General features: G+C 34.3%; 14 protein-coding genes and 1 pseudogene. 5 read left to right on the top strand and 10 right to left on the bottom strand.

The features are described 5' to 3' along the window. Positions 1 to 12: 12 nt before the first annotated feature. The 7 genes and pseudogenes from C8P67_RS08320 to C8P67_RS08290 all read right to left on the bottom strand — a co-directional run bounded on the left by C8P67_RS08320 (position 13) and on the right by C8P67_RS08290 (position 9,400). Positions 13 to 741 carry an LOG family protein gene (locus C8P67_RS08320; RefSeq protein WP_115812290.1) on the bottom strand — a complete coding sequence of 243 codons (729 nt, stop codon included), beginning with the start codon at positions 739 to 741 and terminating at the stop codon, positions 13 to 15. 132 nt (positions 742 to 873) lie between these two features. Next, the gene (gene uvrA / locus C8P67_RS08315; protein WP_115812288.1) at positions 874 to 3,705 is read right to left on the bottom strand and encodes an excinuclease ABC subunit UvrA; all 2,832 of its coding nucleotides are present in this window, start codon (positions 3,703 to 3,705) and stop codon (positions 874 to 876) included. 101 nt (positions 3,706 to 3,806) lie between these two features. After that, positions 3,807 to 3,968 (bottom strand): annotated as a pseudogene (locus C8P67_RS22415) (Fic family protein); the annotation flags it as partial. A gap of 11 nt (positions 3,969 to 3,979) precedes the next feature. Then, entirely contained in the window at positions 3,980 to 5,773 is a 1,794-nt protein-coding gene (locus C8P67_RS08305) for a chloride channel protein (RefSeq protein WP_115812286.1), read from the bottom strand. Positions 5,774 to 5,831: 58 nt separating this feature from the next. After that, entirely contained in the window at positions 5,832 to 6,989 is a 1,158-nt protein-coding gene (locus C8P67_RS08300) for a S1 family peptidase (RefSeq protein ID WP_115812284.1), read from the bottom strand. Positions 6,990 to 7,133: 144 nt separating this feature from the next. Next, complete coding sequence (ggt, locus tag C8P67_RS08295) at positions 7,134 to 8,819, bottom strand: gamma-glutamyltransferase (RefSeq protein WP_115812283.1); 1,686 nt, start codon at positions 8,817 to 8,819, stop codon at positions 7,134 to 7,136. Further along, entirely contained in the window at positions 8,816 to 9,400 is a 585-nt protein-coding gene (locus tag C8P67_RS08290) for an acyl carrier protein phosphodiesterase (RefSeq protein WP_115812281.1), read from the bottom strand. Before C8P67_RS08290 ends, ggt begins: the two co-directional genes overlap by 4 nt. A 152-nt stretch (positions 9,401 to 9,552) precedes the next feature. Here C8P67_RS08290 and glmM point away from each other — a divergent pair, with 152 nt between their 5' ends. Then, on the top strand, positions 9,553 to 10,941 hold the full coding sequence (glmM, locus tag C8P67_RS08285) for a phosphoglucosamine mutase (RefSeq protein WP_115812279.1): 1,389 nt from the start codon (positions 9,553 to 9,555) through the stop codon (positions 10,939 to 10,941). Positions 10,942 to 11,192: 251 nt separating this feature from the next. Beyond that, a complete protein-coding gene (locus C8P67_RS08280) occupies positions 11,193 to 12,680 on the top strand; it encodes an aminotransferase class V-fold PLP-dependent enzyme (RefSeq protein ID WP_115812277.1) in 1,488 nt (495 codons plus the stop codon). Positions 12,681 to 12,801: 121 nt separating this feature from the next. Here C8P67_RS08280 and C8P67_RS08275 read toward each other — a convergent pair whose 3' ends face one another. The 3 genes from C8P67_RS08275 to C8P67_RS08265 all read right to left on the bottom strand — a co-directional run bounded on the left by C8P67_RS08275 (position 12,802) and on the right by C8P67_RS08265 (position 15,622). After that, positions 12,802 to 13,683: a lysophospholipid acyltransferase family protein gene (locus tag C8P67_RS08275; RefSeq protein WP_115812275.1), complete on the bottom strand. Its 882-nt coding sequence runs from the start codon at positions 13,681 to 13,683 to the stop codon at positions 12,802 to 12,804. A gap of 101 nt (positions 13,684 to 13,784) precedes the next feature. Then, a complete protein-coding gene (locus C8P67_RS08270; RefSeq protein WP_115812273.1) occupies positions 13,785 to 14,654 on the bottom strand; it encodes a lysophospholipid acyltransferase family protein in 870 nt (289 codons plus the stop codon). Between the two features lie 98 nt (positions 14,655 to 14,752). After that, positions 14,753 to 15,622, bottom strand: a complete 870-nt coding sequence (locus C8P67_RS08265) for a lysophospholipid acyltransferase family protein (protein WP_115812271.1) — start codon at positions 15,620 to 15,622, stop codon at positions 14,753 to 14,755. A gap of 206 nt (positions 15,623 to 15,828) precedes the next feature. Between C8P67_RS08265 and C8P67_RS08260 the strand changes: the two genes are divergently transcribed. The 3 genes from C8P67_RS08260 to tnpA all read left to right on the top strand — a co-directional run bounded on the left by C8P67_RS08260 (position 15,829) and on the right by tnpA (position 17,791). After that, on the top strand, positions 15,829 to 16,467 hold the full coding sequence (locus tag C8P67_RS08260; RefSeq protein ID WP_115812269.1) for a rhomboid family intramembrane serine protease: 639 nt from the start codon (positions 15,829 to 15,831) through the stop codon (positions 16,465 to 16,467). 24 nt (positions 16,468 to 16,491) lie between these two features. Further along, positions 16,492 to 17,184: an SIMPL domain-containing protein gene (locus tag C8P67_RS08255; protein WP_115812267.1), complete on the top strand. Its 693-nt coding sequence runs from the start codon at positions 16,492 to 16,494 to the stop codon at positions 17,182 to 17,184. A 151-nt stretch (positions 17,185 to 17,335) separates the two neighbouring features. Further along, entirely contained in the window at positions 17,336 to 17,791 is a 456-nt protein-coding gene (gene tnpA, locus C8P67_RS08250) for an IS200/IS605 family transposase (RefSeq protein ID WP_115812265.1), read from the top strand. Positions 17,792 to 17,872 lie beyond the last annotated feature (81 nt).

The following is a 17,872-nucleotide window of genomic DNA, read 5'->3' as shown; positions in this document are numbered from 1 at the left end:
CGGCTTTTACTATTAAAAATTAGGACTTAAATCGTACTTTTTATAGAATTTATCAAGAACTTCAACCACTTCATCCTCAGAATCTACAATCTTAAATAAATTCAAATCATCTGGGCTTATAGTGTGTTCCTTTTCAAGAAGCACTGCTTTTACCCAATCAATCAAACCTGACCAAAATGTACTTCCAACTAATATAATTGGGAATTTTCCAATCTTCTTGGTTTGGATTAAGGTAATTGCTTCAAATAACTCATCCAAAGTTCCAAAACCTCCCGGCATTACCACAAATCCTTGTGAATATTTTACAAACATTACTTTTCGAACAAAGAAATAATCAAAATTCAAGTTCTTATCCCTGTCAATATATGGGTTAAAATGCTGTTCAAAAGGCAATTCTATGTTCAGTCCTACCGAAGTTCCTCCACCCAAATGTGCTCCTTTATTACCAGCTTCCATAATTCCAGGACCACCGCCCGTAATCACGCCGTAACCAGCTTTACTGATTTTATAAGCAATTTTTTCGGCCAATAAATAATAATGATCTTCAGGTTTTATTCTCGCCGATCCAAAAATAGTCACACAAGGACCAATGCGCCCCATAGTATCATAACCATTAACAAACTCGGACATAATTTTAAAAATTCCCCAACTGTCATTGGATCGTATCTCATTCCAAGTTTTTTGTTTAAAACTATCTTGAATTACTTTGTCTTCGTCGTTATCAAAATCTTCTAGTTTCATATATGTTTAGTATTAATTTTTAGGAGCTAGTTCCTGCTGTCCGCTGTATCTTTTGTGCCAAACCCCGGCACAAAAGGATGTCGCTTCCATCAGGGCTAGGGCATCAATTTTCAAAAGAAGTTGTTTTTTAAACTAAAGTAACTCTTTTTTCAGAAACTGAGCCGTATAGCTTTTCTTATTTTTGGCAACTTCTTCAGGAGTTCCTTTGGCAACAAGAGTTCCGCCTCCTTTTCCGCCTTCAGGACCAATATCTATGATGTAATCAGCAAGTTTGATTACATCCATATTATGTTCAATGATTAAGATAGTATTTCCTTTATCAACCAGTTTGTTAATCACATCCATCAAAACTCTAATGTCTTCAAAATGTAAACCTGTTGTAGGTTCGTCTAGTATGTAAAAAGTGTTTCCTGTATCTTTTTTGGATAATTCACCGGCCAGTTTGATACGCTGAGCTTCACCACCCGAAAGTGTCGTACTTTGTTGCCCAAGTGTAATATATCCCAAACCAACATCCTGAATTGTTTTTATTTTGCGGTATATTTTTGGAATATTTTCAAAGAAAGGAACCGCTTCGTCAACCGTCATATTCAAAACATCCGAAATGGATTTTCCTTTATAGCGAATTTCCAATGTTTCTCTGTTAAATCGTTTTCCCTGGCAGGTTTCACATTCAACGTAAACATCCGGCAAGAAGTTCATCTCTATAGTACGCACACCAGATCCCTCGCAGGTTTCGCAACGTCCGCCTTTAACATTAAAGCTAAAACGTCCCGCTTTATACCCGCGAATCATACTCTCGGAAGTCATTGTAAAAAGGTTTCGTATTTCCGAAAAAACTTCAGTATATGTTGCAGGATTGGAGCGAGGTGTACGTCCAATTGGACTTTGGTCAATATCAATCACTTTATCAATATGCTCCAAACCTTCAATTTTTTTATAAGGTTTTGGAATTTTAACACCATTAAAATAATAGGCGTTCAAAATAGGGTAGAGGGTTTCATTAATCAAAGTCGATTTTCCACTCCCCGAAACGCCTGTCACGCAAATCATTTTACCCAAAGGCAAATCGATAGTAACATTTTTTAGATTATTTCCAGTTGCGCCAGTTAGTTTTAGGAATTTTCCGTTTCCTTCTCGGCGTTTTTCCGGAATATTCAATTTCATTTTTCCATTTAAATACTGTGCAGTAATAGTATTCGATGCCAAAGTTTCTTTTGGAGTTCCAATGCTGATGATTTCACCGCCGTATTTCCCTGCTTTTGGACCAATATCAATCACGTAATCGGCTTGTTCAATCATATCTTTATCATGCTCAACCACTATAACCGAATTCCCAATATCTCGTAATTGTTCCAAAGAATTAATCAATTTCTCGTTGTCTCTTTGATGTAAACCTATACTTGGTTCATCCAAAATGTACAATACACCAACCAATTGCGAGCCAATTTGAGTCGCCAATCGAATACGCTGTGCTTCACCACCCGAAAGCGATTTTGAACTTCGGCTTAAGGCCAAATAATCCAAACCAACGTTCATCAGGAAAGCGAGTCTATCTTTGATTTCCTTAATGACTTCTGTTGCAATTTTTTTCTGTTTATCCGATAAATGATTATCCAAATCCAAAAACCAAGCCGTCAAATCCGAAATATCCATTGCACATAACTCGGATATGTTTTTTTCGAAAATTTTAAAATAATTGGCTTCTTTTTTCAAACGGGACCCTTCACAAACTGGACATTTTATTTCGTCCATAAACTCTTTAGCCCAACGTTTGATTGTTGTTGAACCACTTTCGTCGTGCTGGTTTTTTATAAAATGGGAGATACCTTCAAAATCTATTTTATAGTCACGGGCAACTCCTAAATTTTTGGAATTAATAGTGAATTTTTCCTTACCTCCATTCAAAATCATCTGCATAGCTTCCTCGGAAATATTTTCGATAGGATCAGTCAATTTAAAACCATATTTTTCACCGATAATTTCCAATTGTTTAAAAATCCATGATGATTTATATTCGCCCAAAGGAGCAAATCCGCCCGTTTTAATGGATAATTTAGGATTTGGAATAATTTTTCCAACATTAATTTCATTAACTGTTCCCAAACCATTACAATGGTCGCATGCACCTTTTGGTGAGTTAAAAGAAAATAAATTGGGTTCAGGATTTTGATATGATATGCCGGTGGAAGGACACATTAAATTTCGGCTGAAGTAACGTACTTCATTCGTATCCTGATCCAATACCATCAAAACATTTTCTCCGTGATGCATCGCTGTATTGATGCTTTCGGATAAACGTTTGTCATTGTCAGGATTGTCTTCTATGACCATTCTGTCTACGACAATTTCAATATCATGGGTTTTGTAACGATCCAATTTCATTCCCGAAACTAAGTCAAGGATATCGCCATTTACACGAACTTTCAAAAATCCCTGTTTAGTTATTTGTTGAAATAACTCTGCATAATGACCTTTTCTTGCGCGGATTACTGGTGCCAGAATATTAATTCTTTTTCCAGAAAAATCTTTTGTAATCAAATCTTTAATTTGCTCATCAGAATAGGAAACCATTTTTTCGCCTGTATTATAACTATAAGCATCGGCTCCACGAGCATAAAGCAAACGAAGGAAATCATAAATTTCGGTGATCGTTCCAACAGTAGAACGAGGACTTTTGCTGGTGGTTTTCTGCTCGATAGCGATTACAGGAGAAAGACCGTCAATTTTATCGACATCAGGACGTTCCAAACCGCCTAGAAATTGTCTTGCATAAGCCGAAAATGTTTCTACATAACGTCGTTGACCTTCGGCATAAATCGTGTCAAAAGCCAATGAAGATTTACCAGAACCCGAAAGCCCTGTAATTACCACCAATTTTTCACGGGGAATGGAAACATCAATGTTTTTTAGATTGTGTACGCGTGCGCCTTGAACTTCTATGATATTGTCTGTGTCTAGCATAATTTTTGCAAAAAAGCAAAGTTACCATTTTGATTGATTCTTTTACTCTAACACCATAGAAGTTTGTGTTAAAATATGCCATAAAAAAACGCTAATCGAAGTTAGCGTTTTCTTTTGCGGTTGGCAATATAATCTTCAATTGCTTCACGGGTTGTGAGCCAATTTCGGCCTTCTTTGTAGGCGTCAATTTTGCCTGTTCGTGCCAGTAGGCTAATGTATTCCTGACCGTAAGCCATATCGGGTTCTTGAACAATATTTGAAATCCGATATTAATTTATTCTATGGTCATTGATTTTAATTTTGTTCTATAGGCTTCAAGTGCTACGGATTTTGATATAAAACCATAATATTTATCATCTCTAATTACTGGAAGAAATGCTTTTTTCGTTGTTTCAAACTTATCCATTACAATTTCCATGCTATTGGTTGGGTGAACAACAGCAACGGGTTGAACCATAATCTCCTTGATTAAAGTATATTTTACTCGATATGGATTGAAAATAATTTCCCTGATATCATTAAAATGAACAATACCCAATAATTTTTTATCCAATGAAACCACAGCAAAAATAACCTGATTGGAATGAGAGATTAAATCCACTAATTTTTCAAGATTCTCATCTGGTGAAATGGTTAGATAATCGGTTTGAATGATTGAATTTGTATCCAAAGTCGAAAGCACGTTAGTGTCTTTATTACTGGTAAAGGCATGCCCTTTTTTGGCTAGATTCTTCACATCCAATGAATGTACTTCAAATCGTTTGGAAATTGCATAACTAATGGAAGCAACAATCATCAAAGGAATCATCAAGCCATAACCTCCCGTAATTTCTGCAATCAAAAATATTGCTGTCAAAGGTGCGTGAAATAAACCACTCAGAATTCCTGACATTCCCACAACTGTAAAATTACTGATAGGCAGATGAGTCAATCCAGTTAAATTTAATAATTTGGAAAAGAAAAAGCCAACATAAGAACCTAAAAATAGAGCAGGAGCAAAGTTCCCTCCGTTTCCGCCACTACCCAATGTTATCCCCGAAGCAAAAGCCTTTAACATAAACGAACACCCAACAAAAGCCAGTAAAGCCCAATTGTTATTTCTAAAACTTTTAAAAAGTGTATCATCTAATAATTGACCAGGATCACTTTCAGACAACGTTCTGATGGTTTCATATCCTTCACCAAAAAGCGTTGGGAAAATAAATATCATCAATGCTAAAATTGATGCTCCAAAAAATGCTTTTTTATAAGATGAAAGTCGCATATGCGCAAAATAGTGCTCGATTCTTTGAAAATTTCGTGCATAATAAACACCAATAAATCCAGTAAATACGCCTAAAAATATATAATAAAAGATATTATGATAATCGAATGTTTGCCTAGTTGGGAAATTTAATAAAATAGTTTCATCCAATGCAATGGCAGAAACCAATGCTCCGGTTGCAGCCGCAATCATTATTGGTGTAAATGCAGAAATACTGACATCTACCAATAAAACTTCGACAGCAAACAAAACTCCTGCAATAGGTGCATTAAAAGCGGCACCAATTCCGGCTGCGACTCCACAGCCTATAAGTAATGTCCTGTCTTTGTATGATAATTTATATTTTTGGGCATAATTGGAACCAAAAGCAGCTCCTGTAATGACAATTGGGCTTTCCAATCCGGCAGATCCTCCCAGACCAACTGTAAGCGAACTAGTAGCGATTTGCGCATACATTTGCTTTCTGGGAATAATACTTGCTTTTTTGGCTACAGCATATAAAATTTGAGAAGTGCCTTTTTCAATAGAACCTCCTAAAAATCGGTTGACAACAAATACGGTCAGCATAATCCCAATAACAGGAAGCATTATTTTGACAATTCCTACATTAAAGAAATTGGTGTGAATGGTAACATAAGTAGCAAACCTGAAAACCCAGTGCGCAAAGGTTTTTAAAACGATTACCGCCAGAGCTGATGAAATTCCAACTATAACACTGGACAAAAAAATAAATTGCTTTGGAGTAAGAGCCGACTGTGATAAAGCGAGTAAATATTCTATTTTTGAAAAAAACTTTTTAATCATAATAGATTTTGAATTGATTTATCACAAAAATAGGCTTTTTACTGTAAAAAATGATAAACTATTCCATCAAAGTCATAGCGTGTTTGGCAACAATTCCAAAATTATATCCCTGCGCCTGATCATATCCGGCATAATTTACTGCAATGAGCTGTCCGCATTCATTAAACACAGGCGAACCGCTGGCACCGTGTGTAGAAGTAACATTATACTGTACGCTTACACCGTCAGATTCCTTATTTATTTGGCCTTCATAAACTTGGACTTTTATGCCTTTGCGGGTATTTGCGAGCTGCATTCCCATCGGATATCCAATCAAAATCGCATTTGTACCAGGTTTTAAACTTGTGTCATCATTTACAGCATTGTCTAAATCTACAATGTCATTTACTGATGAAGGTAATTTTTCACTCGTAAGCTGTAAAACTGCTACATCTACTTCCTCATCATCGGCAGTCTTGAGAACTTTACATTGCAGCCAATCGTCTTTTGAGCCATGCAGTGCTATACTGATTTCTATTGTATTTGGTACAATTTCTATATCATCCGGATTCATATAAATAACTTGGCTGGTAACAGCAGTTTCTTCGGATTTATTATCAGCTATTAAATCATTCACTTCACTGCTTACGCTAGTTGAATCTACATTTGCAACTGGTGCAGTGTTTTCTGCAGCTGCTTCCTCTTCAGAATAATCACCTTCTTCATCACCGTAATAATCATCCCAATGAGATTCCAGATAGGTCTTATAATCTTTTTTATCAATCGAGTCTGGTAAAATAGCCGCAATATGACTTTTTAGTTCAGTAAAATCGTCAGTCTTTGGTTCAGAATATTTCCATGGTTCAGCTACGTGGTGATTGGTAACAATTTTTCCATCCTCAGAAACAAAAAAACCAGTTCCCGAAATTGTTTTTTCTTCAAATGAATTATCATCAACTTCTATCTGGAATGGCTCTGAGCCCTTAATAGAAATCTGCAATGCGTAAGTATGTTTTACCAGGACAACAGCATCTTTATATTTTTCGTAAATCTGGGTTTGATTATTAAGACATGTAGTTTCTTTCTTGTGAAATTTTGCCCAAACGCGAGGAATTATTATTACTCCTAAAACAATTAATATAGCAGCTCCTACTGCCATTTTTTTTTTTCTGGATTTGGTATTTGTTGTGATTAAATTTGAGTTGTTTTTTTCTTCTGAAGTATTGTTTTCCGACATTTTACTAATTTTTTGGAAGTAAATTTAGTAAAAGAAAACGTACTTAATTTTATGAAACTATAATTTTAATATAATTATTTTAAAGATTAAAATTAATTAATTGTATATCAGTTTTTTATGGCATGTTAAATTTAGATCGGCCACTTAAAAGCCTGAAGCTTTATCATCACCTCTAAAATCGGCACCGCCTTCCAGTTTTCCATTAGGAAGTATCAAAATGGCATCAACTTTTCCAATGACAGGAGTTGTTTTTTCATTGATAATGTATCCTTTATTTTTTAATTTTTCAAAAGTGTCTGTATCAAAAGTATTGGGTTCGAATGTAATAACATCAGGCAGCCATTGGTGATGAAATCTTGGTGCGTTTACTGCCTCCTGCATGCTAAGTTTGTATTCGTAAACATTAAGAATTGTCTGCAGCACCGAAGTGATAATTGTCGATCCGCCCGGCGAGCCAACAACCATAAAAAGTTTTCCTTTTTTCTCGATAATTGTTGGAGTCATGGAACTTAACATTCTTTTTTGCGGTGCAATGCTGTTGGCTTCATTACCAACAAGACCAAACATATTGGGTTCGCCTGGTTTGACACTAAAATCGTCCATTTCGTTATTGAGAAAAAAACCTAATTCATCACAATAATACTTTGAGCCATAAGCATCATTTATAGTGGTGGTAGCTGCTATTGCATTGCCGTATTGATCAACAATAGAGTAGTGGGTCGTTTCTGTGCTTTCGTTATATTTTATGTTACCTTCTTTAATGTCAGATGATAAAGTTGCTTTATTTTTATCAAAACTTGACATTCTTTGTTTTAAATAATCATCATCCATTAGTTGTTTCAGCGGAATTTTTACAAAGTCTGGGTCTCCTAGAAAATAACTTCTATCTGCATAAGCTCTTCGTTCTGTTTCTACAATGACTTGTATAGCATCTGCCGAATTGTGTCCCATCACTGATAAATCAAATGGAGCAGTCATTTTCATAATTTGAGCCAGACAGATACCGCCACTGCTTGGAGGAGACATCGAAATAACTTTTAAATCTTTATAGTTAAAGGACAGCGGCGTTCTCCATTTTGCTTCATATTTTGCTAAATCTTTCATGGTGATGACAGCACCTTTTGACTGAAGATATTTTACTAATGTTTTTGCAGTTTGTCCTTTGTAAAATTCATCTTTTCCGTTTTTGGCAATGCGCTTAAAAGTTGCTGCTAAAGCGGGGTATTTTACCGTATCATTTTCTTTAGAATTAGTATTGAATGTAGAATTTTCTGCATTTGCTTTAATGATAGCATCTCTATAATTAATTAGTGTACGCTCTTGTTTTTTGGTAACAATAACTCCTTTTTCAGCCAATGCAATTACAGGTTTTAAAATTTCGGACATTGGCATAGAACCGTATTTTTTATTAACTGCAAACATGCCAGCGATGGTGCCTGGTATTCCAATTGCAAGAGCTGTTTCAGTACTTTTTCCTTTAATAACTTTTCCGTCTTTGTCTAAAAACATAGTCTTGGTTGATGCCAAAGGTGCCATTTCTCTATAATCGAGACATCCTGCCTGTCCATTCGCTTTGCGAAATACCATAAAACCGCCTCCGCCAATGTTTCCTGCGTAAGGATAAGCAACAGCCAAAGCTAATTCGGTAGCAACCATAGCATCAAAAGCATTTCCTCCTTTGCGCATAATTTCGATCCCGATTTTTGAAGCTTCTTCGCGCGCGGAAACAACCATCGCTTTATCTGCGATAAGACCTGTGACATGTTTAGCTTCATTTTGAGCCAGGCAATTTGTTACTATAGCAATGAATAAGAGTGTTATTTTTTTCATAAGGAAAGTAATTTTTGATGAGATTCAGTTCTAATATCTTCAAAGAAAGCAGTGAATTCGTTTTCAAACTCTGTATAGTGTTCTTTTAGTTCGTTAGATGCAAATCGCATTTTTGATTCGTTTTTTGTCCGGCTGTCCATCTGAGTCAGAATCTGATGAATTCCCTCTACTGTTTTATAGCTTACTAGCCAGTTGCGTTCAATCATATACGGCATCATTCCTTTGGCTCTGTCCGAAAGCAGACCGTAATTGTCTTTTAAGGATTGATAAAAACGTTCAACGTAAAGTTCCAGTTTTTCGTCAGAATACTGATTCCAATTTTTGGCTAAAAAATGATCATAAAAAACATCGACAACAACTCCGGCATAATGATGATACTGCTGATGCAGACGCTTGGTGCTATTTCTAAAAATGGGATGAGCATCAGTATAAGTATCAATAAACCGATGCAGAACAATACCTTTTTGTATTTCTGAATGGTAACTATGAAACTGTTTCCCACGAATTCCATCGGCCATAAAATTTCCAATTTTTATTAACTCATGGTCTTCAGATAAATAAATATGGGCTAGAAAGTTCATCGTTTTGAAAGAGTGAATTAATAAAAATGAAAGCTTCTGAGGCTTTGTGTTTAGTAAAAATAGGAATCTTTTTTCAAAAACTTAGTTATCGGGACACTTAGTTACTGTACAACTTTTTATATTTGTAACAAATAACCATTTAATAATATAAAATGACTTTAATAAAATCAATATCCGGAATTCGAGGGACGATAGGAGGGAAAGTAGGAGATAATTTAACTCCTGTAGATGCAGTGAAATTTGCTTCGGCTTATGGAACCTGGCTGAAAAACTATTCAAAAAAAGCTAAACTCACAGTTGTAGTTGGTCGTGATGCCCGTATTTCGGGGCCTATGATTCACAATCTAGTTATTAATACACTTATCGGTTTGGGAATTGACGTGATTGATTTAGGATTGTCTACAACACCAACGGTTGAAGTAGCTGTTCCTTTGGAAAAAGCAGATGGTGGAATCATTTTAACAGCTTCTCACAATCCAAAACAATGGAACGCTTTGAAATTATTAAACGAAAAAGGCGAATTCCTAAATGGAGCTGAAGGTGAAAAAATCCTTCAGATTGCCGAAGATGAAGCTTTTGACTTTTCCGATGTAGATAATTTGGGTACTATTACTCAAAACGATGCTTATATGGATATTCATATCGACGAAGTATTGAACTTACCTTTAGTGGATGTTGAAGCTGTAAAAGCGGCAAAATTTAAAGTTGTGGTTGATGGTGTAAATTCATCAGGAGGAATTATTGTTCCTAGATTACTTGAATTGATGGGTGTTGAAGTAGTGAAACTATATTGTGAGCCTAATGGTCATTTCCCTCACAATCCAGAGCCTTTAAAAGAGCATTTAACCGATATTTCGGAGTTGGTAGTTTCTGAAAAAGCCCATTTGGGAATTGTTGTGGATCCCGATGTTGATCGTTTAGCTTTCATCAGCGAAGACGGAGAAATGTTTGGCGAAGAGTATACTTTGGTAGCATGTGCAGACTATGTATTGAGCAAAACTCCCGGAAATACAGTATCTAATATGTCATCTTCCCGTGCTTTGCGCGATGTAACAAATAATCATAACGGAAGCTACGAAGCAAGTGCTGTGGGCGAAGTGAATGTTGTGGAATTGATGAAAAAGAACAACGCAGTTATTGGCGGTGAAGGAAATGGCGGAATCATTTATCCAGAATCACATTATGGCCGCGATAGTATGGTGGGAATTGCTTTGTTTTTGACGCATTTGGCAAACAAAAGAATATCAGTTTCGGCTTTGCGCGCTTCATATCCTGAATATTATATGAGTAAAAACAAAATAGAATTGACTCCGCAGATTGATGTTGATGCAATTCTTGTTGCAATGACTGAGAAATATAAAAACGAAAACATTACCACAATTGACGGAGTGAAAATTGATTTCGCTGAAAATTGGGTTCATTTAAGAAAATCAAATACAGAACCTATTATTCGTATTTATACCGAAGCCGCTTCTCAAAAACTAGCTGATGATTTAGCTTTACGAATTATCGATGAAATAAAAGCTGTAGCTGAAATATAATTGAAGCCCGACGAAAGTCGGGTTTTTTTATGCTATCTCACTATGACTATTTATTATAATCTATAGATTAAATAGGTTAAATAGGAAATTAATAAAATCAGGTTTTTATTGAATATTTGTTGGAAATTACAATCTTGTAAAGATAAATTTGAGAATAATTATTGTTTTTGGTGGTTAGATTTGCAAAAATGTAAAGATTGAAATTTAAATTCACTCAAAAAATAATATATTTGAAGTCAAATTTAAATGTAATGACCACAGCAAAAGTTCCTTCAGAATTAGAACAGTATTTTGATAAATTTCGAAATAATATTATAGGAATCGATCAAGAGTTTGAATCGTCTTACGGAACTCAAAAAATTATTTATACAGATTGGACAGCAAGCGGCCGTTTGTATCGCCCGATTGAAGAAAAACTGATGAATGAGTTCGGTCCTTTTGTTGCCAATACCCATACCGAAACTACTGTTTCGGGGACGGCTATGACCAAATCCTATCATCAGGCCCGCCATATTATTAAGAATCATGTCAACGCTAATTCTGATGATGTTTTAATCACAGATGGAACTGGAATGACAGGAGTTGTAAATAAATTTCAGCGAATTTTAGGTTTAAAAGTTCCTGAAAACCTGAATAAATATTTCAATATTCCAGCCGAAAAAAAGCCAATAGTTTTTATTTCGCACATGGAACATCATTCTAATCAGACTTCATGGCTGGAAACCATTGCCGACGTAGAAGTGATTCCTTCCTGCAGTGAAGGTCTTTTCAGTCTTGAGAATCTTGCTGCATTATTAGAGAAACACAAAAATAGAGCCTATAAAATTGCTTCAATAACTTCGTGTTCGAATGTAACAGGAATTACAACTCCTTATCATGAAGCTGCAAAGCTTATACATCAGCACAATGGTGTCTGCTTTGTCGATTTTGCCTGTTCTGGACCGTATGTGAAAATTGATATGCATCCTGAAGATCCTGAATGTTATTTGGACGCTATATTCTTTTCACCGCATAAATTTTTAGGTGGCCCAGGTACTTCTGGAGTTTTAATTTTTAATAAAAAATTATATCATAACATGGTTCCCGATTGTCCCGGAGGCGGAACTGTTTCTTGGACGAACCCGTGGGGAGAGCATAAATATCTGGACAATATTGAGGACAGGGAAGATGGTGGGACTCCAGGCTTTTTGCAAGTTATAAAAACCGCTCTGGCCATTCAATTAAAAGAACAAATGGGAATTAGTAACATTCTTAAGCGTGAGCATGAAATTGTAGAGTATGTTTTTGAAACATTGAATCCTGTTTCAAACATAAAAATTCTTGCCTCGCAGCATCAAAATCGTTTGGGTGTAATTTCCTTTTTTATTGAAGATTTGCATTTCAATCTTGGCGTAAAATTATTGAACGATAAATTTGGAATTCAAACCCGCGGCGGATGCAGCTGTGCAGGAACTTATGGGCATTTTTTACTGCATGTAGACCAGGAAGCTTCGAATAAATTAATTGATGAAATTAGTTTAGGTGATTTAATAAGAAAGCCAGGCTGGATCAGGATGTCTATCCATCCAACAACTACAACTGATGAAATTGAATATGTATGTAGCAGCATAAAATCATTAGCTGAAAGTCATAAAAGCTGGTCACTGGATTATGATTACAATAAAGAAACCAATGAGTTTGTTCATAAAAAAGCACAAGCATTTGAAGATAAATTAGTGCAAAATTGGTTTTCTTTTTAAGTTGTTAAGATTTCTAAGCGACTGAGAAAATAAAAAATCACCTAATCAAAACAAGTTGTTTTATTTAGGTGATTTTTTATTGATATAAATTTCTAAATCCTGCGATCTGAATTCTAAAATCTTAAATACTTTCTTCTCTTCTGTATTTCCATCTTTTATGTGTCCACAGATAAAACTCAGGTGCTTCATAGATCTGTTTTTCCAAAAGGTGTAAATATTGGTTTGTCAGTTCAAAGTCCGGAACATCTTTTGCATTATCTGAAAGAAGTTCCAGAGTAGCTTCGTAATGACCGCGTTTTACTTTTTTTGTATTAAGATAAAGCAGATTCATATTGTATCTTTTCGAAAGCATTTCGGCACCGACATAGACTGGAACTTCAATTCCCATAAATGTAGACCAATGAAGTGCGCCTTTTGCTTTTGGAGATTGATCGCTGGCAAAACCATACAATGCCAAAATATTATTTTTATTGTTGTTGATTATTGTTGGTACAGTTTGTCGTGTAGTAATTAATTTGGCATTAAATCTTGAACGTATTTTATGGACTAATTTATCAAAATAAGGATTTTTTAGCTGTTTGTAAATTCCGTATGCAACAAAATCTGAATAATAATTCATTGATATAATCCATTCGTAACTTGCATAATGGGAACATATGATAGCGACGCTTTTTCCTTGTTTTTCGATTTCTTTGTACATCTCTATGTTTTTAAAAACAAATCTTTTACAGATTTCTTCTTTCGAAATATTCATCGTTTTAACCATTTCAAGAAACATATCACACATATGGTGATAGAATTTTATCTCTATATTAAGTCTTTCTTTATCTGATAAATTAGGAAGAGCTAACGCTAAATTTTTACGGACAGTCTTTTTGCGATAACCTATTATTCTGTAAGTAACAAAGTAAACCAAATCTGAAGTTAGATACAATAATCGAAAAGGAAGCATCGATATTCCCCAAATTAAGGGATAAGCAAGTAAATATATGATGTATTGCATTAAGTCTAAATTTATGCAAATATAAGAAAAATAATTATTTTCTTAAAATTTGAAAATTCAGAATAAGCGTCTCTTCTGCGTTTAAAGGTGATTCAGCAGTTTTATCGTTTGTGTTTCCATCTTTTATGCGTCCATAAATAATATTCTGGAGCTTCGTGAATTTGCTGTTCTACAAGTTTTAGAAATTGATCTGTAATTTCATAATTTGGAACTTCTTTAGCATTTTCAGAAAGGATTTCCATAGTTGCTTCATAATAGCCGCGTTTTATCTTTTTTGTTTTAAGAAAAACGACATTCAAATCGTATTTTTTCGATAACATTTCAGCTCCGGTATGTACAGGCACTTCATGTCCCATAAAATTGGCCCAGTGGTAAGCGCAATTTTCTTTTGGAGACTGGTCACTCGCAAATCCATAAACAGAAAGGTTTTGGTTTTTGCAGTTCATTTCTATTGTTGGAATTGTTTCTTTGGTTGTAATCAAGCGTGCATTAAATTTTGACCGAATTGAATGTATTAATTTATCAAAGTAAGGATTTTTAATTTGTTTGTAAATTCCAAAACCTTGAAACTTTATATAGTAATTCATCGAAATAACCCACTCATAACTTGCATAATGAGCGCACATTAAAATAATGCTTTTGTCTTGTTTTTCTAATTCGGTAAAGATTTCAAAATTTTTAAAAACGTATCTTCTGCAGATTTCTTCTTTTGATATGTTCATTGTTTTTATCATTTCAAGAAACATATCGCATATATGATGGTAGAACTTTTTCTCGATAATCAGCCGTTCTTTATCTGAAAGTTTTGGAAGTGCCAAAGCTAAATTTTCACGGACTGTTTTTTTTCGGTATCCAATTATTCTGTAAGCAGCAAAATAAATTAGATCAGAAAAAATATATAATAACCGAAAAGGCAGCATCGATATTCCCCAGACAAGAGGATAAACAATTAAATATATAAGGTATTGCATGCGGTCAAAATTTAATTAAATCTTAAGCAGATAATATTTTTTATTTCTCAAAATTTAGAATTATCATTAAGGTAAGATTTAATAATCGTTTTTTACTATTATTTTTTATGTTTCCATCTTTTATGAGTCCACAGGTAATATTCTGGTGCTTCGTAAATTTGCTGCTCTACAAGTCTTAAGAATTGATCTGTAATTTCATAGTTCGGAACTTCTTTAGCATTTTCAGAAAGGATTTCCATAGTTGCTTCATAATAACCGCGTTTTACCTTTTTTGTTTTCAGGAAAATTACGTTCATGTTGTACTTTTTTGATAACATTTCGGCTCCGGTATAAACAGGCACTTCAATCCCCATGAATTTTGAAAAGTGATTAGTAACATTTTCTTTTGGAGACTGGTCGCTCGCAAATCCATACGTGGACAAAATTTTGTTTCTGTAGTTATTTGCAATAGTCGGAATAGCTTCCTTGGTTGTAATCAAAGCCGCATTATATTTGGAACGAATGGAGTGCACCAATTTATCAAAATAGGGATTTTTAATTTTTTTATAAATTCCGTATCCTTTAAAATTTGTATAATAGTTCATAGAAACGACCCATTCGTAACTTGCATAATGCGCGCACATTATAGCAATGCTTTTATCCTGTTTTTCTAATTCTTGATATAAATCAAAATTTTTAAATACATATCTTTTACATATTTCTTCTTTTGAAATAGACATTGTTTTTATCATTTCCAGAAACATATCACATAAGTGACTATAAAATTTCTTTTCAATAATTAAACGTTCCTTTTTAGATAAATGAGGTAGAGCTAAGCGTAGATTTTCCCGAACGGTCTTTTTTCTATATCCGATTGTTCTGTATAAAATTAAATATACAAAATCTGAAAAAAGATATAATATCGGAAAAGGAAGTATAGAAATACACCATAAAAAAGGATAAATTAGTAGATAAATTACATATTTCATTTTTTTTAATTTGGCCAAATATAGTTTTTTAAACGATGTTTTAATATACTTTGTCGATTTTTAATCAATTTTCATGCCTAAATTTAAAATTGTGTCCAAATAGCTCTTTAAATGCAATGAACTTGCATTAATTCATTGAATAAACATTTCAGTTTGTCAATCAAAATATAGTAGCTTTACGCTAAAATTTAAAAAAAAATCAATTTATGAATATCATTCTGATTGCAGTTATTGTGGCCAATGTATTAATTAGTTATAAGGGGTTTAATGATCTTTATTTTTTTAGAAAATATGAATTTCATGTTGGAAGCATACGTGCAGGAGAACAGATTCGTATGCTTTCGTCTGGATTTCTGCATGCAGATATGGGACATTTGTTTTTCAATATGCTGACGCTTTATTTTTTTGCACCAGTGGTTTTTAGTTTCTTGGGAAGTTTTTCATTCGTTCTTGTTTACCTTGGAAGTTTAATCTTTGGTAGTTTATTGACTATGGTATTTCATAAGGATGATTACGGATATAGAGCGGTTGGTGCTTCGGGTGCTGTAACCGGAGTTTTATATTCGGCTATTTTACTGCAGCCCGATATGATGCTGGGACTATATTTTATAATTCCTGTTCCTGCGTATTTATTTGGAATCCTGTATTTATTGTACTCAATTTATGGAATGCGGGCCAAAAATGATAACATAGGACATACAGCTCATTTTGGCGGAGCAATTGGAGGATATATAATTACGCTGGTAAGAAATCCTGAATTAATACAAGAACATACGTTAATGACCGTTCTATTAGCAATACCAATCGTTATTCTATTTGGAATGGCAAAAACGGGTAAACTGTAATAATAATTTAATTTTAAAAAAAGTATGAAAAAATCAATTGTATTCTTAGTCTGTTTATTTACAATGATAGGGTATAGCCAAGAAGTAAAGTTAATACCTCAAATAAATGTTTCTGGCGAAGGAAAGATTAAAATTGCACCAGATCAGGTGACTATAGTAGCAGCTGTAGAGACAAAAGGAACTAATGCCAAAGATGTCAAAAAGCAAAATGATCAGCAGATGGAAGCTGTTATAAAATTAATTAAAAGCATGAATTTACCTGCTGCTGATTATAAAACAAAAAGAGTGTCTCTGAATCCGCAATATGATTATGAGAAAAAAAAGCATACATACAATGCCTCACAGACAATTGAAATTCTTCTGAAGGATTTGTCAAAGTATGACGAATTGATGGAAGGTTTGGTTAATCAGGGAATTAACAGAATTGACAATGTAACGTTTCAATCTTCAAAATTGGCACAATACCAATCAGATGCTAGAAAATTGGCTATGAAAGATGCAAAAATGAAGGCAGAAGACTATGTGTCTGTTTTAGGACAAAAAGTAGGTTTAGCCACTGTTATTACTGATAACTCGCAAAGTTACTATCCGCAGCCAGTTTATGGCGCCATGAGAAATATGGAAATGAAAGCCGACAGCAGTGCACCAAGAGAGACAATGGCTGTTGGTGAAATTGAAATTACAGCTAATGTAAGCGTGAGTTTTAAATTGGAATAAATTTCATTGATTTTAGAAATTTAAAATCCCGTCTTATTGTAAAAAATAAGATGGGATTTTTTTTATTGGTATGAACAGTAACACTTTTAATCAAAAGAATTCCTCGAGGCTCTGCCTCGGGGTGATGCTCAAAGATTAGTATATTTGTTTGATGAGTGAACACATTTTCAAACGACATAATAAAAGCTTGTTGCTTTACCATTTGGTTTGCCCGATAAAATATCGAAGAAATGTTTTATCAGATGATGTTGAAATGAGTTTAGTTGAAGTTTGCAGAAATATTTCAGAACGGTATGAAATTCATTTTGTTGAAATAGGAGCAGATGAAAATCACGTACATTTTTTGATACAAAGTGTGCCCAAGATTTCTGTTGAAATTATTGTCAGGACTGTAAAAAGTATTACAGCCAAAGAGCTTTTTCGATTGCATCCAGAAGTTAAAAGTAAGTTATGGGGTGGTAATTTTTGGACGAGTGGATATTATGTAAATACGGTTGGTCAATATGGTAATGAGGATGTGATTCAGAAATACATTCAAAATCAAGGAGAAGAAAAGACTGTCTACAAAACATTTAACAAAAATCAGCTACGCTTGTCTTTTGAGTAACGCGATACCTCGAGGCTCTGCCTCGGGGTAATTCATTAGCGAAGTATTATTGAAGTTTTGTAATAACAAATACAAATCCTG

This window comes from Flavobacterium aquicola, assembly GCF_003385115.1.
GTDB classification, from domain to species: domain Bacteria; phylum Bacteroidota; class Bacteroidia; order Flavobacteriales; family Flavobacteriaceae; genus Flavobacterium; species Flavobacterium aquicola.
This window is presented reverse-complemented; position numbering and strand designations above follow the sequence as displayed.